Raw genomic sequence first — 22,026 nt, 5'->3', positions numbered from 1 at the left:
GCAACGGTGGACAAAATGAAATCAAAAGAACCCGACGCCTTCTCCAGCTCGTCGTCCGATCGAGAGTTGATGATCTTGTGGGCTCCCAGCTTCTTCGCTTCCTCAGCTTTGCTCTCGCTGGATGTGAACGCAGTCACCTCACATCCCCATTTATTCAAGAACTGCAACGCAAGGTGCCCCAGTCCGCCGATCCCGATAACGCCAACACGGTGCGTAGGCCGCACGTCAAACTGTACGATTGGGTTAAACACGGTCAGTCCACCGCAAAACAGCGGGCCCGCCTTCTTCGCGTCGACTCCATCAGGCAATGGGATCGCCCATGCCTTGTCGCACCGGACCTTGTCTGCGAAACCGCCGTGCCGACCCACGATGGTACTTTCACTTTCAGCACAAAGGTTGTGATCCCCGCTCATGCATTGATGACATGTCATGCAGCAACCACTCGACCACCCCAGCCCAACGACCTGACCGACGCGAAGGTGCGTTACCCCATCACCAACGGCAGCCACGGTGCCCGTGACCTCATGACCGGGAACGAGAGGAAATTCCGTCATCCCCCATTCGTTGTCGATCATGGAAAGATCGGAATGACAGATCCCGCATGACTTCACATCAATTTCGACTTCGTCATGACCAATCGGTCCCGCGTCGTACTCGAATGACTCCAGCTTTCCACCAGGTTCTTTTGCCGCATAGGCATGAATCGTTGTCATTTTGATTGGCTTCCGAGTTGAAGAAAATGTGAGACCTATTGAATCGAAATGTGCTCACCGGCGACAAATCGTAGTCCGAAGTCAAACCCGCGTTCTTCGCGACAGGAATACAGCCCGGCATCAAGATGAGATCAAAACCGGTTTGAGTCATTCAGATTTTGCTTGTCCGTGCCTCGAGAAACCGAACACAACACTACCCATGAAAGCAGCATAAAAGGGAAAGCTACCGTGTTAGTCCGCCGCCCTAATAATCACGAAAACATACTAACATTGCCGCCAACATGAACGTGTAAGCACCACAAACCAAATCAATGTTTTGTAGCCTGAAACCACGGCAGCCTCACACATTTTCCTAAATCCAATCCCACCGTTTTGCTGCAGAGACACGTTATGGAACGACTCAGTTTCAGACAGGCTCCCCACAACTTGCGACAACATTGAAAGCGGAGATCGCTATATTTCCGCTGCCTTGAATTCGGCAACTGACGTTGAAAATCACGAGCAAACACATAGCCAAACATCTCAAAATCACAGACTTCCAATGAGGCCAGCAACGCTAATTTCAATGCCAAACAAAACTCGTTTCGTCGTCCCCACGCAATCCTATTCAGGTCCCACGCTGGATAGCGGGCTTGTAACTACAGTCAAGCATTTTGGTGACATAGCGAATGCCACGTGTGGTGTATGCTTTCGCATCGGGCCGCAGATATCTCAACCAATGTGGTCGGTCGTTTCCTCTCGCCAACGCGTACAAGGCAAGTGAATAGCCCAAGGCATGCATGCTCAAGTAACCACGTTTTCCAACTGACCAAGCCGAGTATCCGGAACCGTGCACGTTGGTTTCGTGTAGAGATGCATTGGCCGCGAACACTCCAAGGCCAAGAAAGACAACCAACAAGTCGGTTAACTCTTCCTGATCCTCCGCATCAGGATCGATTCGCTTCTGACCAAGCAACAGCACATGTGCAATCTCGTGAGCAAGTGTCGCGATCACGCCACCGGGGTCAGCCAGACAATTGACCTCGAGCCATATTCCAAACCGACCGTCCTTTTCGGTGTAAAGCCCGGCCGAGGCGGCGTGCGTGGTCCCGTCCAGACCAATGCCGATGTCCTCATAGAAATTCAAATCAAGTAGCGTGGCGTCAGCTCCCATGTACTCTGCGACGCGTTCCATCAAGACGGCAAGCCCTTCTTCGCTGCAATCGTAGTCCAGCGGCAGGAACTCCTCCGTTGGAAGAACCGTCTTGTGCGACGTCAGACGATGCATCCCAAATTCTTCAGTAAGCCACTGAAAACGTCGTTCAATCCAGTCTTTCGTTTCGCGATCGACAGGGCATGTCGGTTTAAAAATACTTAGCATGCGGACGTACTAATCTCTACACTCAAAAACAATCCGACCAGCGAAGCTGGTTGCACCTCAATCTAATCCAGGCAATCCAGCTCGGTATGTCATTTACCCAAAGTGCTCGGCCATTTTGCTTACGTCCAGCAAACCAAGCTTCGCATACAGTCCGGTGTAGTCGATGATATTGTGGGCTCGGTAGATCAAGCCGTCCTTCAGTGTTCCAAAGCATGACGCCTCCAACGCAACGTCGATGTTGGTGTCGAGCTGACGCCCTTCAAACTCCATCGTCACCGCAAATTGATCTCCTCTTAGCAGCAAGAAGTGAAGTGTGGCGGTGCGGTGGCAGAGCCGCGCGCACATGGCTCGATGCGTCACCCGCATCTCTTCCAAACCCTCAATCACTTCGGGCGACAACCCACTAACAATGCACTCCGGATGAAAGTGCTCTTCGACCAGGGAGTTGTCGTTAGATTCCCATCCTGCCTTCAACCAACGTTTTAACAATGCAGCATTGATCTCTTCTCGCTGCGTCCAAGGAGGATCGATCTGGGGGACCTCTTCTCGGTAACTCATCGCTCAATAAATTTGATCTGCAGTTTGGGTCAAAGGAGATGCTGAAGATTGTACGGCAATCCCCCCAAGCCGTCCAACTAAATCGGCGGATGCAATTAAGTCTGGCGATCCCGTCAGCCAACGCCATCGCACTCAATCGCCAAACAACAAAGCAACCTCGGGACGCCGCGTGCGCCCGGCATCAGACACGAGTCATCATCCGCGGTTTCCCGAACGCAATGATCGAGATGTTTGTTTCGGTTTGTGATCACTGAACGATCTTCCACTTACAATGCCGCCGCACCTTAAAAACGGACCGTCGACGTGTAATTTGTTTCGCATGGCTATCAGTCGGCCTGAGTTGTCTTGCCATCCGCAGGGAGCTTCGCTGGGAGGATTCGTTCTCGGACGTAAAAGCAGGCTAGAATCACTGGAGCAATCGTGCATACGGCGGCAGCGCGAAAGCCTCGGATCCAATGCAGCGAAGACAGTCTCTCATCCGTTGGCATGTCCCAGCCCACGAACCACACAATGGGCATCAACACTGAAAGCAGTGCCAGCACATAGGCAAGGCCCTGAAAGGGATCAACGCGGTCACGCTGGAACCACAGGCGACAAGCAAGCGAAACTACTAACAACCATGCAGCAGCGGATATCAACGACGCAAACGGTCTTCCCTGCCATAGAAGCGCAACTGCGCCGAACAACAGCCAAGAAGATCCACCGATGACGCCACCGAACCAACCTCCCGCCTCCCACTGCAGTTTACCACTGCCGAGCCTAGCTTTCCGATCTCGCTTCATTTCATCTATCCCAAATGTGATGCAACTGGATAAACGAGAGTAATACAGTGTGATCGGGGTAACGAACTCGCAAGAAGACAATCCCGAGAACAACCAGATCCCACCAGCCCCCCACCGTGCACCGTCTGGTTCGACCAACAACTAGGCATCATACGACCAACCGCAGTGACTGCAGACGTTCTCGTCTTCCGGGATCGCCAAACCGCACGACAGACAATCGTCATCGCTACTGGACGAAGAATCGAACTTGCGATTTGAATTGAGTTGTTTCGCGAGGTCCCGTGCATTGGATTCGTACCCTATGGGAACCTGCACCTTGATCCCGCCTACCGCGTTTGCCAAGGTCCACTTCATCGCAACGATGTGTTCGTCAGCCAATCGCGCCGGGATCCCTTTCTGATTAAGAACCAGCAGAAGCAAGTCAGCCTGCGACAGGTGATCGAAGGATTGGATCGTCACGAAATCGTCGGCGTCCATCAGATACCAGTGTTTATGATTCGGTTAGCTAGCAAGCCTCCGGCGACAACTTTTATCTCGGAGATCGAACCGCGTGAGTGACTAAATTGAATACGCGTCTTGATCCATAATTTCGGCGACCAACAAAGTAGCGTTGTTATCCCACGTTTCGAGGTTGAGATGACTCATCATCATCCTTCGCTTTCGTTGGTCCACTTAAAGGATCGTCATCCAGAGTTTTGGTTTGAGGCTGCCGATCGGCAAACGAGACCACAAGCATGAACAGCACACAGACCGCGATCACCAGAAATGCGAACGTGCCCAGTTGTAAAATCACGTCTTCCGCGTTCTGCATAAGTTTGGGTACCGCCCTACGCTTAATCGTATGTTCTTGATTCGCCTGTTTATACCAACGCGTGCCCGACCAGCATTACAACCACCGCTGCTCCACCCCAGTGATGGCAGAACAGTTCGGGTGCAGCCACGGTAATTGGTTCAGCGGTCTGCAGCGTGAACCATCATCATACCACCTGTACCCGAGCAGGATGCTTATACTATCAGTCCGAATCTTGATTGCTGGTGGAAACCGCCATCGATGCAGCTCTCGTACTTCGAAAGTCCCCCATTATGAGAAGTTCTCTTTTCGCGTTTGTTGCATACCTCACCGTGGCATGTTCCACCGTGAATGCAAAGTCGCCCAACATCGTGCTGATCCTGACCGACGACCAGGGCTGGAGTCAGGTAAGTCATCTGGCGCATCCAGAAGTTCCGGAGTCGAAGTCAGATTATCTGGAAACACCTAACATGAGCCGCATCGCAAGCGGTGGCAAGCTTTTCACTCGGGGTTACTCACCCGCTCCCTTATGCACCCCAACGCGGCGCAGCATCCTTTGCGGAGCATCGGCGGCACGCAGCGGCAGCGAATTTGCCAGTCAGTACATCCCTGCACAACACATGACTTTGCCACGCGCGTTGAAGCAGGCGAATCCAGACTACGTGACAGCCCATTTTGGGAAATGGGGTGAGAAGATGCTCTCAACACCTGCGGAATGTGGATATGACATGAGCGATGGCGTGACCGGTAACGTCACCGGTGGCGCTGTAGACAAGATGGAACCATTTCACATAACCGAAGATCCAAAACTGACTCGATCGGTGACGGATCGCGCCATTAACTTCATCCAACAACAGTCAGAGGCTCAGAAACCGTTCTATGCGCAGGTTAGCTATTACGCCGTGCACCTTCGTGTTGAATTGATGCAGAAGTCGCTGAACAAGTATCGCACGAAAGGCGTGCCCGACCGTGCCTACACCGAGGCCTTCGCTGGCATGCTCGAGGAACTGGACACCGGAGTAGGACGAATCTTGGACACGCTTGATCAACTTGATTTAGCACGCGATACCTATGTCGTATTTACAGCGGACAATGGCGGGCGAGGCACACTCCCTGGCGGCGAAGCCAGTCGCTTGCCTACCAATTATCCACTCAAGGGCGCTAAACACAGCCTGGACGAAGGCGGGCTCCGGGTCCCGTTCTACGTTCGCGGCCCCGGTATCAAGGCTAAGTCCGTCAGCCACGAACCGGTTGCTGGCTATGATTTTCTGCCAACGTTCTACGAGCTCGCTGGCGGATCGAAGCCGCTGCCAAGTGAAGTCGATGGGGGAAGCATCGTCAGTCTTCTTTTAACCGACAGCCAATCCTACAGTGCAACTGAAGATGTGCAGCGTGGGGCCGGCGGTTTGGTCTTTCATCGCCCTGGCAGACGTGGTTCGGTATTCGTGCAAGACGACTACAAGCTGTTTCTAACCTGGAAGAACAATGGCGAAATTGCCAAAATCTCGCTTTACAACACCCGGACAGATCACGCCGAGCAACATGACATCGCCTCAAGCCATCCGGAAAAGACATCGCAACTGAAAGCGAAGTTGCTTGACTACTTGAAGTCCGTTGATGCCGAAAAGCCTACGAAGGGCAAGAAAAAGAAGTAGCCGCTGCGTGTTATCACAGTCGGCACATCGCAACCAGATCGACAAACTCAACGCACCCGATCGTGCCCCCAACAATGCAGGTCACTGATTCCGAACAGGTTTGCCGTGATTCCCGGGCAGACGGTAGTCCTCGGTTTGCTGGACGGGACAGCGGATCACCGTGTTGTCCGTCAACTCAGCATCGGGGCTGTTCGCTGCCAAGATACCGCGACAGAACGCATCTCGAATGTAACAACCGCTGATCACGCCACTGCCGTTGAAAAACGCGACTGCATCATCGCCCGACGCAATGAACCGGCAGTTCTTCACCACGTTGCCAGTTGTCGTCGGATCATTTGGCTGACCAATTTGCGGGCCACCGCCGGGCGCGGCCAAACAAGTCACCTGACCGTTGATGGGTGCAGAACGATCCGTGACGCAGTCGAGGAACTGCACTTGATTGAAACCACCTCGGAACACGCCGCGAGTTTTCTGGGTCCATTTGACGGACTGGAACACAAAGTCCGATCCGCCCATCAACCAATACGTTTGCCCGCCGAACTCTATATCACCACCGTGTTTCGACTTGATGCCGATCAAAGCCCCTTGTTCGTAGTTGGCTATTTGCTTCTTTCGCTTCAATTCGATCGCCCACTTCCGATCTTCGATAAGCTTGGCACTAGTCCAAGGGATCTGCTCATTGTTTTCCTGAATGAGTTGGGGATCGGTCTTGCTGTTCGTGTAGCGACGTAGGTAGCGGCCTTGCGTGCTGTGCGGGTTGAAGATCATCGCTGGCGTTGGGAAGCCGTCCTGTATCTCCAGCACAACCCGGCCTGGAGCGGTCTCCACCACCAACCCTTGACTGACCGTGTAATCCTTGCGGGTCATGTGCATGTCAGTCATCGAAACGCGATACACATCCCGCCCAAAGATGGCATGCTTGTTGTCGCTAAAGACCAACGTGGTTTGGTCGATCCCCTTTCCTCGAAAGATCAGACGACCGCTCGGTCCTGGATTGATCCCACTTAGGTCGATAGTGCCTTTGCTGTCGCTCTTGTCTTCTAGGAAAAAGGAACCTTCGTCCAACTGCATCACGATGACGTCATTGGGCTCCGCTTTGAAGTGCGACTTCGCCACGTCGATCGCCTGACGAATTCCCTCCGCCGAAATCCCGAACTTCTCCTGCACGTTCCAACTCAGTGTTGCCGCGCGCAAAATCGTGTCGTCGCTAACCACACATAGCAAAAACACTGCAATGCTCATCCAGCAGTATCGTTTCATCTAAGTTCCCTGTTGCTGATCACCATCGACTACTGACCATGGGATGTTGATCATCGACTACTGAATAACAAAAGAGCGGTTGCCCCGATGCTAAGGCCGCCCACAAACGCCACTGGTTACTCTGCCGTCCAAGTATAGCTATCACCCTTGGCCAAGTCCTGGTTGCGTACTTCGTCGCCATAGCGGACTTGCAAAGGGTTTCCAATTAGCGAACGAATCGTCGCCTCGGTTAGCTTTCCGTCCTTCCAAGCGATGTCCACTTCGAAACCACCACGAGCACGGAGTCCTTTAACCGATCCCTCATCCCAGACAGTGGGCAAAGCGGGCAGCAAGTGCACCTCGCCGTCATGACTTTGCAACAGCATCTCGGCAATAGCGGCCGTGCCACCAAAGTTGCCATCGATTTGGAACGGTGGATGGGTATCGAACAAGTTCGTCAGCGTCATCTTCCGATGCAGATTGCTCAACAAGTCGTGAGCCCGGTCACCGTCATGGAATCGTGCCCAAAAGTTGACCTTCCACGCCATCGACCAACCTTTGCCGCCGTCACCGCGTGCCTGCAGTGACTTCTTCGCCGCTTCATACAAATCCGGCGTCGCGTTTTTGGTGATCTGATTACCGGGATGAAAACCGTACAAGTGCGATGTGTGGCGATGGTGAGGGTCCTTTTCACCGTAATCCTCCACCCATTCCTGCAATCGCCCCGTTTTGGGACTGATCTGCAGCGGTTGAAGTTTCGCTAACGCCGCTTCCAACTCGCCACGAAACTCTTTGTCGAAATCGCCGGTTGGGTCAATCGCCTCGTTCGCCTCCAAAAGTCCACTGAAAAGGTCGTGGACGATCTCAAGGTCCATTGAAGATGCATAGGTGAAAAGCGACTGGCTTCCGTCTGCCTTGATGAATGAATTCTCTGGGGAGTGGGATGGGCTGGTGATCAATCGTCCAGCAGCAGGCGTTCCTTCCGGAGCCTCGATCAAGAAGTCCAAAATGAACTGCGCCGCACCTTTCATCATTGGATAAGCCCGCTCTTTCAGGAATTCTTTGTCGCCGTTGAACCGATAATGTTCCATCAATCCGCGACTCGCCCATGCGGCACCCATCGGCCAGATCCCATGCACACCGTCCGCCGGAGCAGTCATGCCAAACAGGTCCGACAAGTGATGCAGGGTCCATCCGTCAGCCCCGTAGTGCACCTTTGCAGTCTTTTCCCCAAACGGAATTAGGCTCTCGACATAATCGAAATAGGGCTCGTGGCACTCCGACAAGTTGGTCGTTTGCGCGGGCCAGTAGTTCATCTGGAAGTTGATGTTGAAGTGGTAATCGCTATTCCAGGCTGCGTTGTATTGCTGTGCCCACTTACCTTGCAGGTTGGCAGGCAAGTGGCCAGGCCGCGAACTGCTGATCAATAGGTATCGACCAAATTGGAAGTAGAGCGTTTCGAATTGCGGGTCAAACTCACCATCCTTGACCGCACGAAGTCGCTCATTGGTCGGCTTGTCCACCGCGTCGGTCGTGCCTAAGTCGAGCTCCACACGCCCGAACAACTTTTGGTAATCCGCGACATGGTCGGCTCGCATCTCTTCATAGGACCGACCACGGATCGCCTGCAGGTACTTCTCACACCGCGCGGCCGCATCTCCGGAAATATCAGTCGCGTTGTTGTAGCTCGTCGCGCCCACCACCAACAGCGTTGCCTCATCGGCCTCGGTGATCGTAAGCACGCCATCGGTGGACTCGACGTTTCCACCTTTCACCACCGGCCGAAGCTGAGCCTCGTAGTCGACGCCCAATTTTCCACGCAGGATTAAACGATTGTCAGAATCGGATTGAGTCGTCGCATGGTCACGAGTAAAACGGGCCTGAAAGCTAATTTTGCCCGGCTGACTGGCTGTCAAATGAATCACAATCGCCTGGTCAGGCGAGCTCGCAATCACCTCCCGAGTGTATTCGACACCGTCAACGGTATAGCGAGTCCGGTTGATCGCGGTCGTCAGATCCAACTCGCGACGGTAACCCGATACAGTGTCGGTGTCGGCGAAGTCGATGAACAAATCGCAGAGCGTTTGATACGATTTGATTCTACTGGGGATCGCCATCATTGTTCGACCGGCCAAACGGGTTGCCTCCGCGTTCTTTCCCTCGAAAAGTAGCCGACGCACTTCCGGTAGAGCCTTCAACGCCTCTGGGTTGTTGTAGTCCGTTGGCACGCCATCCCAGACGGTCTCTTCGTTGAGCTGAATGCGTTCGTTGTTAACGCCGCCGAAAACCATGGCCGCCAACCGCCCATTCCCAACTGGCAACGCTTCGGTTTCCCACTTGGTCGCCGGCTTGCGATACCAAAGTGACAACGGCTCGTCAGGAGCGGATGCCTCGTCGACATAGGTTTGATGCGCCTTCGGATTGTTGCTTTCGTCCACGTCGTGGCGTGCTGCCCAAGAACTGTCTGCTGCGAAGCAGCCAAGTATGACGAAGGTGACGAAAGCTCGATACATATTGCCTGCCGTTTGAGTGATGTTCATTGTCTGGATTGAAAAGATCATGAAGCTGATTTTGGTTGGCGGCTCTATCGCCGCGTCTGGAGAATCTGTTGGCGGTCTTGACCAGGATAACTTAGCTGGTTCGTTACGAAAGAAGTTTGGCACAGTAATGGAAACTGAAGCAATGTAGCTGACCGAGGCCCTCGGTCAGTAACTCCGCATAGCGGCAGTGTTCGGTGTGGCAGACTGAGAGGCCTCAGTCTGCTACGGGGAAGATGACTGGGAAAGCAACAATGTAGCTGACCGAGGCCCTCGGTCAGCAGCTCCGCATAGCGGCAGTGTTTCGGCATGGCAGACTGAGAGGCCTCAGTCTGCCACGAGGAAGGGTGTCAAGGAAAATAGCAATGTAGCTGACCGAGGCCCTCGGTCAGTAACTCCGCATGGCGGCAGTGTTCGGTATGGCAGACTGAGAGGCCTCAGTCCGCTACGAGGAAGGTGACGGGGAAAATAGCAATGTAGCTGACCGAGGCCCTCGGTCAGTAACTCCGCATGGCGGCAGTGTTCGGCATGGCAGACTGAGAGGCCTCAGTCTGCTACGAGGAAGGTGACGGGGAAAGCAACAATGTAGCTGACCGAGGCCCTCGGTCAGCAGCTCCGCATGGCGGCAGTGTTCGGTATGGCAGACTGAGAGGCCTCAGTCTGCTACGAGGAAGGGTGACTGGGAAAGCAACAATGTAGCTGACCGAGGCCCTCGGTCAGCAGCTCCACATAGCGGCAGTGTTTCGGTATGGCAGACTGAGAGGTCTCAGTCTGCTACGAGGGGATGATTACTGGGGGTCGCAATGCAAGTCGATAGTGGCACGACAGTTGCTCGACCTTGGTCTGCACATCACACGTTCTCGACCTCAAGAGTGGATTAGCAAATGAAATACGCGACGTTCTCAATACTCTTAGCGGCAACGCTTTTACCTCAGCCATCCACAAACCGATTTGCAACTGCGGACGAGGTGAAAACAACGTCTACCAGCACCGATCGCGATACGCAAACGAACGAATCCGCGAGCATGACTGTCGCCGTGGAAGATGCGATCGTCAAACAAACCAACGACTTCCGAAAATCAAATGACCTGGATGCCGTTGATCCAAACAAAGAACTGATGAAAACCGCCAAGAAATTTGCGGAGTTCATGGCGAAAACGGGCAAATACGGTCACCATGCCAACGGCATGACCCCCGCCGAGCGAGCGAAAAAGGCGGGCTACGATTATTGCGTCGTGCGTGAAAACATCGCTTACCGCACCAACACCGGCGAGGTCACCGCCGAAAGCTTGATCGAAGTGTTCGTGCAAGGCTGGATCGACTCGCCGCCGCACCGCGAAAACATGCTGGCAGACTACGTCACCGAAACAGGAGTCGCCGTCGCGACGACCGATGATGTGACCTACTACGCTGTCCAGCTTTTCGGGCGTCCCAAGTCGTCAGCCTTCCATCTTGAGATCACCAACGAGTCAGGTGAACCTCAGACGGTGGTTTTCGAGGGAAGCGATCAAACCGATGAGATCGAGGTTCAGCCGCGAACGACCTTGAAGATGACACGCTGTCTGCCCACCACGATCGCTTTGGCCGATAGCGATGACCGCACCAAAATTTCCGCGGATGCCGCCATGACGATTACGGAAGATGGCGAAATGAAATCGCAGTCTCGCTAAAGCAATCTCCACTGTACTCCACTCCGACGTTCAACCCCACCCGCAGTTTGCCGGAGCGAATTCAACACGCTACCGAATAGCCGCCTATCAACTTCGAAGGAACCGACTCATGTCACATGAATGTCTTATCGCCGAATTTTCCGACTTTGATTCTTTCCGGACCGCTCTGCAGGTGCTCGAGAAATCCAACTTCACCGAAGACTCTGTTTCCATTGTCACCAGAGCGGAAGAGGTATCGAGTTCAGGAATCGATGACCGTCCAGACGACGAAACGGCATCGCCTCCATCCGGTAAAACCACGGGTGCCGCGACGCTCGCCGGTGGAACGTTGGGTGCCATGCTGGGCAGCGCCACGATGATGGGGCCGCTATTGGTTGCCGGGCCACTGCTAGGTATGGCCGCGGGTGCTGCTGGGGGCGGAGTTCTATCCGCTATCGATAGTTGGGGCGTCGCTCCTGAAGAGGCAGGGCGATACGAAGATCGAGTTCGCCAGGGCTCGAGGCTGATCATTCTGACCGGCGACGATATCAAACTCGCCGAAGGTGAGCGGATGCTTCAAACTTGTGACCCAACTTCACTCGAGCGTTTTGAGCCTACGGCCTAACAAGCTGACCACCGTCACAAGTTGATGGCATCTGGTTTGCATTGCTTCACAAATGTTATCGATCTCTACGCCGAACCACCAGCGAAAGCTTAGTTCGCGTAACCGATTCTGTTGAAAGTTACCCAAAACCCACAAGCAACTGACATGAACGTTTCCAGATCTCTCTGTCTTTTCGCATCCGTGTTCATCGCAATTCCGATTGCTTACGCTCAGACGCCCGGGTCACAAGAGTCGAAGGTTCCCGATGGGTCGCCGTCCCGAATTAGCGATTGGGCATTGTCTGGTGTTATCTGGAGCGATGCGAGTCTCACGAAAAAATTGGCAGACAGCGCGGCGAGGGAAGCCGACTCGGCGGCTCAAGCAACTCGATACCGCGAGCTGTCGCGGCAGTCGTCCGAAATCATCGAAGCGATGGAAGAGTTCGGTTGGAAACAAGTCACACGAACAACCAACCTGAACGATGGTCGATCACAGGACGCGGCGATGAACCGCGATCCATCAACGCAACCGAATACTTCACCGTTAACCGGCGATAATCTCGAAACGCCCCCTGAACGCACAGGACTTCAACGGTTTGACACTGAAACACCAGCCAATCGCGATGATCCTGGCATGGACGACGAGCGGACCGATAACAATCTTTCGCTAGATGTCGATAACTACCGCGTGGACGATTACGTGGACGAAACACCGAGCGAACGACGCAACCGCGCCGACGCGATTGAGGACGGAGTCGAAGGTGCAATCGCAGCAGCGTCTGGCCGGCTTGGCACCGGACGCGGAACCGCTGGACACATCAGCGTGAGAGAATCACAAACATTATCAGCTACCTTGCCATATTCTCGCGATTCCATCTACGACGCTGATGACTACGATCCAGACGTGGACTTCTTGGTCGAAAATCCAGAGGGTACACGATCTGTGAACCCGCGAAGTGTTGGCGTTGGAGACCAGGACGATGATATCGACGGTGGTGTGCTTCCGGAAACCGTTGACGGCGAAGATGAACTGATGGCTGCGATGAGCCGCGAACGAGGATCGAGCGAATCACGAGCACGCACCGACATCGCGCGAACACCACGTATGAACTTGGACAATTATACGTCCGAACGATCCAAGCACGCTCAAGACGCCAATTGGGTTCAATTCCATCTTTCCGCGAATCAATCCGTGTGGAGCGATTTTACGACACGCGGCAATTTGACCACACAGCTTGATAGCTCGATCATCAAGTTAAAGGCGAGCATGAAGGCAGCAATGGATGCGACCAACAACGAAAGCCTCCGGGATATGCTGAGCCAGTTTTAAGCACCTCTATCGAACCGATCCAATGCAGCGCAGCCCAGGCCCACAGCCTGGGTTTGTTGCGTTCCGGGAACCGGCTTTAGAAACACAATTGGTGCAGCCAGAAGCCTTGTAAGTGAATGCGCCGAAAGATATTGACGCGTTATCGTCGCTCGGTCGCGATTCCAAGCTCTATCATGAGTTAACTCGATAGCGGCATCGGATTTGCAAGTTATGACGTTGGACAACGTCATACTCGTAAGTAGGAACTTAAACGATGAATGCCACCGCACTTAGTAGTCCCAACCGAGCCGAACTGACCAACCTGATCGGAAAGGAGTCTGGCACTTGCGTATCGGTGCTGATGAATACATATGAACGCGGACGCGAGACGAATCAAAACGCGATTCGGTTTAAAAATCTGGTAACGAAGGCGATCGAACAAGTCGGCGACCGAAGCGAAAGAGTGAAAGCCCGACTCAACGATTTAATGAAACTATCAAACGACGATCAATTTTGGCAGAACCAAGCCGCCGGGTTCGCCATGTTTGTTGGTGAAGACTTTGATCAGTTCTTCAAGCTCAACCACGCCCCCGATGAGACGGTTTACGTTGGCGAGCACTTCTACACGCTGCCCATAGCAGGTGCCTCCTGCGGGACGGGTAGCACGCGAGTGCTGGCACTAAGTTGGGAGCGAGCTCGTTTGTTTTCGTGTGACGGCCATCAGACGTTCGAAATTACTGATCACCAATTCCCAGTCACCATGGACGAACTGGTCACCGCTCGAGACGCCGAAGAACAGTTGCAGTTTTCAACTCAAGCGACTCAGGGCGGCGGACCTTCTGGACCGGGAGGAAACTCCACAGCGATGTACCACGGCCATGGGGAAGGTGAAGACAAAATCACAGCGGATCGCGACATGTATCTGACCCGCGTGGGTCGAATGGTTGCCGATGCGGTTTACAACACCGATCACCCACTGGTCGTCGTCGCGACCGATGAAGTTGCCGGTCACTTCACATCGACGACCGACGTTCAGGTCAATCATGTGATTCACGCCAGCCCAGACGGTCTGACGCAACAAGACCTTCACCAACGCATGACCGAAGCGTCACACGCATTGCTCAAGACATCCGCCGCTGAATTATCCGAGCAACTCGGCACTGCGATTGCGAAGGAGTCCGGATCATCTGACCTGAGCGATATCGTGGTACAGGCGGCCGACGGTCGTGTCGATACCCTTTTGCTTAGCGACTCTAAGCCTCAACGAGGCACATTCGATCGTGATCGCCGACAAGTTCAGCTTCATGACGATGGCAATACTGACATCGTCAATCTAGCCGTGCGGGAAACGCTGAAAGCCGGCGGAACGGTGACTCAGATTGCAAGCGGCGAATCTAAATTTGATGTCGCAGCGATCTATCGCTTCTAGAGCTTCTCGGCAGTCGCCGTGTTCAGCGATAACACGGCGTTTCTGTCCTAGGCTTCAACCTCCAAACGAGCCGACCATCACAAGCACGCCCTACCGGCTATCTCAAGCCATACCCGAGACCATTCGATGACGACCAGTACGACTGCGGATCACCCCCAAGCAAATATTTCGTGGCACGGATTCACGACAAAGCAACTCCCCGAGGTGCCTTCTTGGGTTGAACCGCTTGGGCGTGCTGGGCACATCGCAAAGGGCATTGTGTACGGGATCATCGGCAGCTTGGCATTTATGTTGGCGATCGGAGCCGGTGGCGAGATTTCAGGTTCGCGTGAAGCCGCGCGTCAGATTGGTGAGCAACCGTATGGCCGGGTGTTACTGGGGATCGTCGCGGTTGGTTTGATCGGATACACCATCTGGCGTTGGACCCAGGCGGCGAAGGACACCGAGGGCGCCGGCACAAATGCCAAAGGACTTGTTAAGCGGGCCGGATATACTGTTAGCGGCATCGCGTATCTGTCGCTTGGCTTCTTCGCGGGGTCACTTGCGTTGGGCATGGCGACCGGACAAGCAGACGGCGGTTCAAGTTCCTTGCTAGACTCCACCTGGGGCCGAGTCGCATTGGGTACAGCGGGAGCGATCACCATCGCGGTCGCATTCTTTCTCTTCTACAAAGCTTATCAAGCCAAGTTTATGGAGAAGTACGATCTGAGCCGGATGAATGAAACGGTGAGAACGTTCGCGTTGTACGCTGGTCGTGCCGGACTTTCCACTCGCGGCGTTGCTTTCACAATCATCGGTGGTTTCATCCTTAGGTCGTCGATCCGAGGCACGTCCGATGGAGAAATCGCCGGGATGAGTGATGCCTTAGCGGCCATCGCAGCCCAGCCATTTGGCAAAGTGCTGATCGGGATCACTGGGTTTGGACTCGTTTGCTATGCGGTTCACATGTGTCTGCTTGGTTGGTACCGACGCTTCAACGTTGGCAACTGAAGCAGTCACGGATGAAACAACACAAATCAGATCAGCAGCCAAACCAACACGGCAAGTTGAGTAACAAGCGAGTCTCTGCCTACGCAGTTCACGTGCTGACAGCGAGCGGAATCGTTCCAGCCGCGTTGGCCGTGATGGAGATTGCCAGTCCAGATTGCGATCCGCGGGTTGTCTTCCTTTGGCTGTTGCTGTCAACCTTGATCGATGCAATCGATGGTCCGCTGGCGAGACGTTTCCATGTCAAGGAATTTGCCTCCAGCATTGACGGTCGAACGATCGACGATCTGATTGACTATTTGACATTCGCTTTCATTCCGTTGTTGCTGATCTGGCGAATAGACTGGCTCCCATCGTCAACTGGATGGACAGTCCTCTTTGCCATGGGAGCAAGCTTGTTCGGGTTTGCTCACGTTCACGCAAAGGATGAGACGAACGGTTTCTTTCGTGGCTTCCCATCGTACTGGAACGCATACGCACTCTACGCCGGAGTCTTCTCAGCGACGATCTCGCCTTGGCTAACCGCGATCACACTGTGGGTACTTACCGTTTTGACGATCGCGCCCGTTTGGGTGATCTACCCGAACCTCGCCCCCAGAAAGTGGAAGCGGTCCATCATGGTGGGGGCACTGCTATGGACGATCTCGATGCTGGCCATCTTGTGGTATTTCCCACAACCGCCATCGTGGCTGATTGTCGTGTCGCTCACCTATCCGGTATATTATGCGATCCTTTCTTGGCGCCTGCGACGTTCGGTCACTTAGAACGTTAGCGTCGGTGGAGAGTCCGTCTTTTCGACCGCCGTATAGGGCGATGTGATTTCGGTCGCTCCCATTTCCGCGATTGCTTCTTTGCCACGGACCGTCACATCGGTAATGAACACGAACTGATCGCGCATGTCGAACGGGTATGCTTTGACTTTGTAATGCGATCCCCAAGGTTCTTCGCTCATCACTACCAAGACTGGCTTGTCGTATTCCAAATAGGCGCTGGTCATCACAACGTCGCGAAGAGCGCCCCGCAGGCTCGCTGCGTCATGATCGGGATGAACGTAGAAGTCGGCAATGCACATCAGCGTGCGTTCGCCATCATTGCTATTGGAAACGTTATTTTGCCACATATGTAAATGAGGCACTGTGATGATGTCGTCGGCTGGCGTTCGGATCGCGATCGCGCGGAGGCCGACCGATTGCACTTCGCCGTAATCGCCGTTGATCTTCACCCAATCACCCGGCCGATACGGACGCTCGAATACCGCTACCACACCAGCGATCAGGCTGCTGACGTAATCCTTAAACGCGAAACCGATCGCGACGCTGGCACCACCAGCGATCACCAGAAAGTTCTGGAAAGTAACGTTAAAGATAATCGGGATAATCCAGACCACCGCCAACGTCATCAATAGCAAGCGGATGATGGGCACGGCCGCCAACAAATAGAGTCTTAACTGGCTTGGCCCACGCTCCGCCAAGAACGGCAGCAACCGCCGGATGATGGCGATCGTGACAAAGACGCCGATCGAGATCGCTGCGATCTGAAGCAGACTGATGTCTTGCCAGTCATTAATAAGCTTCACCGCTTCATCGGAAGCCTTGCTAGCTGCGCCCGACGATCCTTCGCCAACAGACGTGGACTCAACACCACCGCCCGAAATCGCATCAGCAGCAGAATCACCCGTTGTCGATCCGCTGGCCGCGTTCGCGACATCGGCTACCTCCGCGGCAACGTCAGACACGGCGTCCGAGGCCGGTTGTGATTCCGTCGTTTGGGTATTTTCGTTTTGCATTGCGCTACAGACGATCCAGAGGAAAACCGGCGTCGGCCAGTGCTTGCCGAATACTGGGATACGCGGTGGGCGAGCAATAGAATGCGTCGCCATCCCGTTCAACAAACTCGGCAGTCACCAACGCCGCCAGCAAGTTTGACTCATCCACGCTAGGCAAAACGATGCTCAGTTCTGCCGCTGTCAACGAGTGATGTAACAACAACGCGTGCAGAGCGAGCAATGCGTTGGAAACATGGTTTTTGGGTAAATGAAAGTCGTCCAGTTCAGCGACCCATAAGGCCTGCTCGTCAGGGAACTGCTTCGCGATCTTTGCGTTTTCCTTCGGCGCCAACCTCAAACTGCTACGCCACAAATGCCACGCGATCCAGGGAATGCCCAAGCTTCTTGCTGCCAACTTGGTCAGAAAGTCGGATTCCGGCGAACCGTTGTCCTTCGGGTTAGCGAAGATGTCTTCGCCCGTGGCGGAGAGACGAAAAACCTTGCCTTCCGCTTCGCCCGATTCAACCAACTGAGAAAACCAAGCGTACAATCGGTCGGCATCGTAGGCCTGCAGCGTCACAGCGACGGGTAACACCAAATCGGCACCGACTGTTTTTTCGAAGAAGCCCCACGCCCAACTATTGCATCCAATCACACAATGTCGTTCAAGCGAAGCCAGTTGGTCCAGAAGTCGACGCAGCAATTTCAAACCGTTGCGATGTCGGATAAACCAATCTTCTAGACGAGGAATCACGAGCACGCCATCGCCGTGGATCTCGGGAAGCGTAATGTCAGCACTCCCGTTGAGGATCGCCGCACGGTCAGGTGCTTCGACTAATGTGTGACCGGCTTGTTTCGCCCACGCACTGACGATGTCGTTCTGGTCGCAAGGCGGTAGCACGACCAATTGCATCCAGTGGATCGGATCCGAATCTTGCGACCACTGGTCAAACGTTGCGTGCATCTCACCCAATAGCGGCCCGCAGGCAGGCGGTGGCACAAATCGATTCAACTTTCGATTGGTAGCAACTCGCAGTGAATCGTCGGAGATGAAAGGATCTTTGGTCTCACGACGCAACGTCCGCCAAATATTTCCGGCGAACCGTCGGATTGTTTCATCAGCGGGGGTCGGCGGCAGGGTGAACTGACCGAGAGGCTGAAAGGTTTTAACGTCGGATGATTCATTCATGCGGCTGATACGCTTACGACGCTCCTTTAGTTATTGCCAAGCTGAAATTTACGATACCGTTCCCCCATAGCACTCTAATTGAAAACCATCCGCGATGGAGCAATCGACGCTCTTTTAGCCGCGAATCGCACCACATGTCTCAACAACCGGCTGGCGTTTCAACTCATCCCGCACCAACCTCCACACATTTGGTTGGAACAAAACCGAGGTATGCGAACCAGTCACAAAACGCTGGTCCACCGCCTCTTGCTGACGCACTAAAATTTCGCCTTTCGCATGGACGACCGTGCGGTCGATCTGCAGGTTAGTCGGTAAGGAAACTTCGGCCGACGAGGCACGCGACATGATTCGCAGTTCGGGCGTTATGTATTGCGAAAATCGCCGCGTGCGGTTGACGATCGGGACAGTGGTCGTCACTGGACAAATCGAAATGAGCCGGATGGACCGTGGGGGCTGGATGAGGTGTAACGCCGACCGAGCCAGCCAATCACCGAAGCTGTGCGAAACAATGGCAAGCGAAGGGCTATCAAATTCGGAGAACTGCTTGGCGAGCGATACCACGCTCGCATCGAGATCCGTAAAGACTCGGGGATAGTCCCACCGAACCACTGGCCGGATCGATTGCTGAAGGTATCTGGCAAGCGGCCACATGGTCCACGCGGGCGACATGAAACCGGGAACCAATACTACCGGAGCGACTGGCAAAGTATCCGTCATGGCTTGAGCGGACTTGCAGATCGTTGCTCATCGCGTCTGGTAGCGGCTTCGACAAATGCGAGCTGTGACGATTCAAGTAAGCCCAAATCAACACAGTGTTGAGCCGCTTCAACGCTGTCCTTGATCGCAATCATTGGTACCCCAATGCCGTTACACTCACGAATGTATTGATCCACCTTTTTGTCATGTTCACTGTCACCCATGGGATCAATATCTCGGATGAAGATTGCCTTAATCCGCGAACCGAATTCCGCTGCGGCGGTCGCGTACAACCTGGCGTCCTCCTGGCCTGAATCGCCTGACAAGACAAACGGCAAATCTGGGTACGCGTTGATCAACCGGCGAGCCTTATCAAGTTTGTGATCATGACCGCTCTTGAGGAACTTGTTGTGATCGAAGCCAAGATCTCGCAACAAGATAGGTCCATCCGGAATCGCATTGATTTCGATAAAGTCCTCCAACAGATCGTAGAGATTCCATGGTGAACTGCTGACATAGAAGATCGGATTGTTCGGCTCCCAATCGTCCGATACTTCGATATTGTTTGTTCCGACATGTAACAGGGAACTGTGGCAACGGGCACGGTGCATCGCTTCATACCATCCGGCGATGCCAGGTAGTGGCGCTCGTGTTCGTGCGTTGCTGAAGAACGTTAGCTTCGCCATCGTGCCAAGACTTGTAGCACCGGTGTGCAAGATCGTATCGTCTACGTCGCTAATCAGAACAAAGTTAGCCGTGTCAGGAACCGCCATCACCTTGCAAACGGTTGTCGATTCAAGTGGCGAAGTCCGGGCGTGATCAACAATCGAAAGTGTCGCATTGACCCAAAAGGGCAACTCGCTTCCAACGTCACTACGGTCCATAATCAGATGGAAGTAGCCCTCGTTGTCACTGACCGCCTCACCCGTTGCCTTCCCCAAGCTCGCTCGGATCTTAACGCCCGGCACTTCATCGCTGGCAAAACGCTGAACGGTGTTGGCTAGATTGTGCCACCAACGGTCTTCGCTGAAGTCCGCGTCCAGTGGCGGATTCGTAAGGACACGACCATGCAAGTGGATAGTATCGACGGTCGCATAACCCCTATACGCCTGAATTTTCGGTCGCCCCGATCGGCCGATCCGCTTGCGTAAACGCCGGACCCCAATGTCAGCGTAGTCGTCGGCCGAAGCAGCAGACCGCGTTACGATATTTCGTAGTTCTCTTCGCCATACCGATGTTTCTACATGATCCATGTCTACTCAGTGGGGTTCATTGGGATTGTCACACTTCACGCGTCTTCAACCGCTGTGATAGAGCCGCACACAACGGTTCCAGCCAAACTGGCGGTCGATTGACTCGGGGATAGGCAATCTTCATGCCAACGTCGGTAAGTCTACCAAGCCGAGCTTGAACGACCTTGGTTGTAAACAGAAATTACGCCGGGACGGTATCTGCAATCGGGCTATCCTCTTGAATTGGTTCGCAATCTTCACCGGGTTCGCATGCCTCTTCGCCTAAAACAACCGCGAACGCGTAAGTAGCTTGGAAGCTGGCAAAAACCTTTCGCTGAACGATCAACAAGGGTACGGCAAGGAACACTCCGGGCAGTCCCCAAAGAAAACCCCAGAAGGCAACGGCGATCAAAACCACGACCGGACCGACACGCAATGTTTTGCCCAATATGATTGGAGTGATGAACTGACCTTCCACCGCAGTTGTCAACCAGAAGGCGAAGGCGGTTAACCCGGCTCGTCCAATCGTGTTAAATGACGTTGCTGCTGCGAGAAAGACGATCGCAGTGGCCGCTAAAGGTCCAACGTAAGGAATGAAGTTGAACAGCGCCGCCATCACACCCCATAAAACAGGCGTTGGCATTCCAACGAACCACATGACAATTGTGACCGCGACGCCGAGTCCAACGTTGATGGCCGTGATCTGGGCGAGATAACGGCCAACGCTGTGCTGAATGTCACCGATCTTTTGCAACACCTCCTCGCGTGCCGCTGACGTGGGCAGCACACCAAGCACGCGATTGAGAAGATCGTCGCCGGTGGAGAGCATAAAGAACGTGAGCACCGCGATCGCCGCCACAAACGCGAGCAATTGTCCGGTGCTATTGATCAGCATCGCTTCGCTCACCACGGACGGCTTTTCGTAAGCGACCTCGATTCGCGGTTCGCCGTCACGCAAAGGCGCCGTAGCGTTATCAACCGTGTCTTCCGCTCGATCCAGCGTGGTTAGTGGTTCAACGACCGATTGAAAATTCGCTCGCACTTCAGCGAGGCTTTCGGGCGCAGTCACGATCCATTGCTGAGCAGGTGAATAGAGCAAAGCGACGATCAGAGCAAGCGTTGAAAACAACCCAACAATAAGTAGTCCACTGGCTGCCGCTTGCGGCACACCCCAACCACACATTTTTGCCGCGATGGGGCGTAGCGACAAATAGGCTAACGTCGCAATCACGACCGGCACCAACAGATCCCCAGTAATGTACAACGTCCCGATCACCAGAATCGCTGCGATGACGGTCACCATCGTCCGAATCCAACGATCGGGTTCAACCTCCTGTTGTAAATAGTCCCCTGGCAAAGAATCGTTCGCCACACGAACTCGCTGCAAATCGACACTCGATGGTGACTTCAACGCGGCCGTGTTTGCGGCACCAGCATCGAACCGGCGCTGCTGGTGATCGTTTCCAGCACATGATTCCTCAATATGCCGTGATTGATCTTCGCCACACTCACCTCGTTTGTCTGCCATCTTTG

General features: G+C 54.1%; 20 protein-coding genes (1 of these 20 running past the window's edge). 7 read left to right on the top strand and 13 right to left on the bottom strand.

Annotated features, from left to right (window positions below):
- From ahr to ACR3ZL_RS13995, 6 genes are all read right to left on the bottom strand, one after another.
- Positions 1-713, bottom strand: the 5' portion of a protein-coding gene (gene ahr / locus ACR3ZL_RS14020; RefSeq protein WP_473652503.1) for an NADPH-dependent aldehyde reductase Ahr. It extends 298 nt beyond the left edge of the window; only the first 713 of its 1,011 coding nucleotides appear in the window; its start codon is at positions 711-713; its stop codon lies beyond the left edge, outside the window.
- A gap of 607 nt (positions 714-1,320) precedes the next feature.
- Entirely contained in the window at positions 1,321-2,073 is a 753-nt protein-coding gene (locus tag ACR3ZL_RS14015; protein ID WP_473652504.1) for a hypothetical protein, read from the bottom strand.
- 93 nt (positions 2,074-2,166) lie between these two features.
- Positions 2,167-2,631, bottom strand: a complete 465-nt coding sequence (locus ACR3ZL_RS14010; protein WP_486172706.1) for a nuclear transport factor 2 family protein — start codon at positions 2,629-2,631, stop codon at positions 2,167-2,169.
- Positions 2,632-2,957: 326 nt separating this feature from the next.
- Positions 2,958-3,413, bottom strand: a complete 456-nt coding sequence (locus tag ACR3ZL_RS14005) for a hypothetical protein (protein ID WP_473652507.1) — start codon at positions 3,411-3,413, stop codon at positions 2,958-2,960.
- A 141-nt stretch (positions 3,414-3,554) separates the two neighbouring features.
- Positions 3,555-3,890, bottom strand: a complete 336-nt coding sequence (locus ACR3ZL_RS14000; protein ID WP_473652508.1) for a hypothetical protein — start codon at positions 3,888-3,890, stop codon at positions 3,555-3,557.
- 136 nt (positions 3,891-4,026) lie between these two features.
- On the bottom strand, positions 4,027-4,224 hold the full coding sequence (locus ACR3ZL_RS13995) for a hypothetical protein (protein WP_473652509.1): 198 nt from the start codon (positions 4,222-4,224) through the stop codon (positions 4,027-4,029).
- A 272-nt stretch (positions 4,225-4,496) separates the two neighbouring features.
- Here ACR3ZL_RS13995 and ACR3ZL_RS13990 point away from each other — a divergent pair, with 272 nt between their 5' ends.
- Positions 4,497-5,858 (top strand): sulfatase-like hydrolase/transferase, encoded by a 1,362-nt coding sequence (locus tag ACR3ZL_RS13990; protein ID WP_473652510.1) that lies wholly within the window; start codon positions 4,497-4,499, stop codon positions 5,856-5,858.
- An 81-nt stretch (positions 5,859-5,939) separates the two neighbouring features.
- Here ACR3ZL_RS13990 and ACR3ZL_RS13985 read toward each other — a convergent pair whose 3' ends face one another.
- Positions 5,940-7,118 carry a right-handed parallel beta-helix repeat-containing protein gene (locus ACR3ZL_RS13985; protein WP_486172705.1) on the bottom strand — a complete coding sequence of 393 codons (1,179 nt, stop codon included), beginning with the start codon at positions 7,116-7,118 and terminating at the stop codon, positions 5,940-5,942.
- A gap of 116 nt (positions 7,119-7,234) precedes the next feature.
- Positions 7,235-9,658, bottom strand: coding sequence for a glycoside hydrolase family 95 protein (locus ACR3ZL_RS13980; protein ID WP_473652512.1), 2,424 nt, complete (start codon positions 9,656-9,658; stop codon positions 7,235-7,237).
- An 860-nt stretch (positions 9,659-10,518) separates the two neighbouring features.
- On the opposite strand from ACR3ZL_RS13980, the gene ACR3ZL_RS13975 reads away from it, so the two are divergent.
- The 6 genes from ACR3ZL_RS13975 to ACR3ZL_RS13950 all read left to right on the top strand — a co-directional run bounded on the left by ACR3ZL_RS13975 (position 10,519) and on the right by ACR3ZL_RS13950 (position 16,375).
- On the top strand, positions 10,519-11,304 hold the full coding sequence (locus ACR3ZL_RS13975; protein WP_473652514.1) for a CAP domain-containing protein: 786 nt from the start codon (positions 10,519-10,521) through the stop codon (positions 11,302-11,304).
- A 109-nt stretch (positions 11,305-11,413) separates the two neighbouring features.
- Positions 11,414-11,908, top strand: coding sequence for a DUF1269 domain-containing protein (locus tag ACR3ZL_RS13970; RefSeq protein WP_473652515.1), 495 nt, complete (start codon positions 11,414-11,416; stop codon positions 11,906-11,908).
- A gap of 144 nt (positions 11,909-12,052) precedes the next feature.
- A complete protein-coding gene (locus tag ACR3ZL_RS13965; protein ID WP_473652516.1) occupies positions 12,053-13,216 on the top strand; it encodes a hypothetical protein in 1,164 nt (387 codons plus the stop codon).
- A gap of 253 nt (positions 13,217-13,469) precedes the next feature.
- Positions 13,470-14,624 carry a baeRF3 domain-containing protein gene (locus ACR3ZL_RS13960; protein WP_473652517.1) on the top strand — a complete coding sequence of 385 codons (1,155 nt, stop codon included), beginning with the start codon at positions 13,470-13,472 and terminating at the stop codon, positions 14,622-14,624.
- A gap of 126 nt (positions 14,625-14,750) precedes the next feature.
- A complete protein-coding gene (locus ACR3ZL_RS13955) occupies positions 14,751-15,614 on the top strand; it encodes a DUF1206 domain-containing protein (protein WP_473652518.1) in 864 nt (287 codons plus the stop codon).
- Between the two features lie 11 nt (positions 15,615-15,625).
- The gene (locus ACR3ZL_RS13950; RefSeq protein ID WP_486172704.1) at positions 15,626-16,375 is read left to right on the top strand and encodes a CDP-alcohol phosphatidyltransferase family protein; all 750 of its coding nucleotides are present in this window, start codon (positions 15,626-15,628) and stop codon (positions 16,373-16,375) included.
- On the opposite strand, the gene ACR3ZL_RS13945 is transcribed toward ACR3ZL_RS13950, so the two are convergent.
- The 5 genes from ACR3ZL_RS13945 to ACR3ZL_RS13925 form a co-directional block, all read right to left on the bottom strand.
- Positions 16,372-17,397 carry a mechanosensitive ion channel family protein gene (locus tag ACR3ZL_RS13945; RefSeq protein WP_486172703.1) on the bottom strand — a complete coding sequence of 342 codons (1,026 nt, stop codon included), beginning with the start codon at positions 17,395-17,397 and terminating at the stop codon, positions 16,372-16,374. The two genes, ACR3ZL_RS13950 and ACR3ZL_RS13945, sit on opposite strands and share 4 nt — an antisense overlap.
- A gap of 4 nt (positions 17,398-17,401) precedes the next feature.
- Positions 17,402-18,565 (bottom strand): hypothetical protein, encoded by a 1,164-nt coding sequence (locus ACR3ZL_RS13940; protein WP_473652522.1) that lies wholly within the window; start codon positions 18,563-18,565, stop codon positions 17,402-17,404.
- 114 nt (positions 18,566-18,679) lie between these two features.
- Positions 18,680-19,282: an esterase/lipase family protein gene (locus tag ACR3ZL_RS13935; RefSeq protein WP_473652523.1), complete on the bottom strand. Its 603-nt coding sequence runs from the start codon at positions 19,280-19,282 to the stop codon at positions 18,680-18,682.
- On the bottom strand, positions 19,279-20,514 hold the full coding sequence (locus ACR3ZL_RS13930) for an App1 family protein phosphatidate phosphatase (protein WP_473652524.1): 1,236 nt from the start codon (positions 20,512-20,514) through the stop codon (positions 19,279-19,281). The genes ACR3ZL_RS13935 and ACR3ZL_RS13930 overlap by 4 nt, the downstream gene beginning before the upstream one ends.
- A gap of 181 nt (positions 20,515-20,695) precedes the next feature.
- On the bottom strand, positions 20,696-22,021 hold the full coding sequence (locus tag ACR3ZL_RS13925; protein ID WP_473652525.1) for an AI-2E family transporter: 1,326 nt from the start codon (positions 22,019-22,021) through the stop codon (positions 20,696-20,698).
- Between the last annotated feature and the right edge of the window lie 5 nt (positions 22,022-22,026).

The organism is Rhodopirellula sp. J20-39, assembly GCF_057365095.1.
Note: the sequence above shows the minus strand (reverse complement) of the source record. Positions and strands in the feature narration are given on the sequence as shown.

Excerpts from the sequence above, each read along its gene's own strand:
- ACR3ZL_RS13985 (WP_486172705.1), bottom strand. The coding sequence starts at position 7,118 with ATGAAACGATACTGCTGGATGAGCATTGCAGTGTTTTTGCTATGTGTG.
- ACR3ZL_RS14010 (WP_486172706.1), bottom strand. The coding sequence starts at position 2,631 with ATGAGTTACCGAGAAGAGGTCCCCCAGATCGATCCTCCTTGGACGCAG.
- ACR3ZL_RS14005 (WP_473652507.1), bottom strand. The coding sequence starts at position 3,413 with ATGAAGCGAGATCGGAAAGCTAGGCTCGGCAGTGGTAAACTGCAGTGG.
- ACR3ZL_RS13980 (WP_473652512.1), bottom strand. The coding sequence starts at position 9,658 with ATGATCTTTTCAATCCAGACAATGAACATCACTCAAACGGCAGGCAAT.
- ACR3ZL_RS14000 (WP_473652508.1), bottom strand. The coding sequence starts at position 3,890 with ATGGACGCCGACGATTTCGTGACGATCCAATCCTTCGATCACCTGTCG.
- ACR3ZL_RS13925 (WP_473652525.1), bottom strand. The coding sequence starts at position 22,021 with ATGGCAGACAAACGAGGTGAGTGTGGCGAAGATCAATCACGGCATATT.
- ACR3ZL_RS13945 (WP_486172703.1), bottom strand. The coding sequence starts at position 17,397 with ATGCAAAACGAAAATACCCAAACGACGGAATCACAACCGGCCTCGGAC.
- ACR3ZL_RS13970 (WP_473652515.1), top strand. The coding sequence starts at position 11,414 with ATGTCACATGAATGTCTTATCGCCGAATTTTCCGACTTTGATTCTTTC.
- ACR3ZL_RS13950 (WP_486172704.1), top strand. The coding sequence starts at position 15,626 with ATGAAACAACACAAATCAGATCAGCAGCCAAACCAACACGGCAAGTTG.
- ACR3ZL_RS13990 (WP_473652510.1), top strand. The coding sequence starts at position 4,497 with ATGAGAAGTTCTCTTTTCGCGTTTGTTGCATACCTCACCGTGGCATGT.
- ACR3ZL_RS13955 (WP_473652518.1), top strand. The coding sequence starts at position 14,751 with ATGACGACCAGTACGACTGCGGATCACCCCCAAGCAAATATTTCGTGG.
- ACR3ZL_RS13935 (WP_473652523.1), bottom strand. The coding sequence starts at position 19,282 with ATGACGGATACTTTGCCAGTCGCTCCGGTAGTATTGGTTCCCGGTTTC.
- ACR3ZL_RS13965 (WP_473652516.1), top strand. The coding sequence starts at position 12,053 with ATGAACGTTTCCAGATCTCTCTGTCTTTTCGCATCCGTGTTCATCGCA.
- ACR3ZL_RS14015 (WP_473652504.1), bottom strand. The coding sequence starts at position 2,073 with ATGCTAAGTATTTTTAAACCGACATGCCCTGTCGATCGCGAAACGAAA.
- ACR3ZL_RS13975 (WP_473652514.1), top strand. The coding sequence starts at position 10,519 with ATGAAATACGCGACGTTCTCAATACTCTTAGCGGCAACGCTTTTACCT.
- ACR3ZL_RS13930 (WP_473652524.1), bottom strand. The coding sequence starts at position 20,514 with ATGGATCATGTAGAAACATCGGTATGGCGAAGAGAACTACGAAATATC.
- ACR3ZL_RS13995 (WP_473652509.1), bottom strand. The coding sequence starts at position 4,224 with ATGCAGAACGCGGAAGACGTGATTTTACAACTGGGCACGTTCGCATTT.
- ACR3ZL_RS13940 (WP_473652522.1), bottom strand. The coding sequence starts at position 18,565 with ATGAATGAATCATCCGACGTTAAAACCTTTCAGCCTCTCGGTCAGTTC.
- ACR3ZL_RS13960 (WP_473652517.1), top strand. The coding sequence starts at position 13,470 with ATGAATGCCACCGCACTTAGTAGTCCCAACCGAGCCGAACTGACCAAC.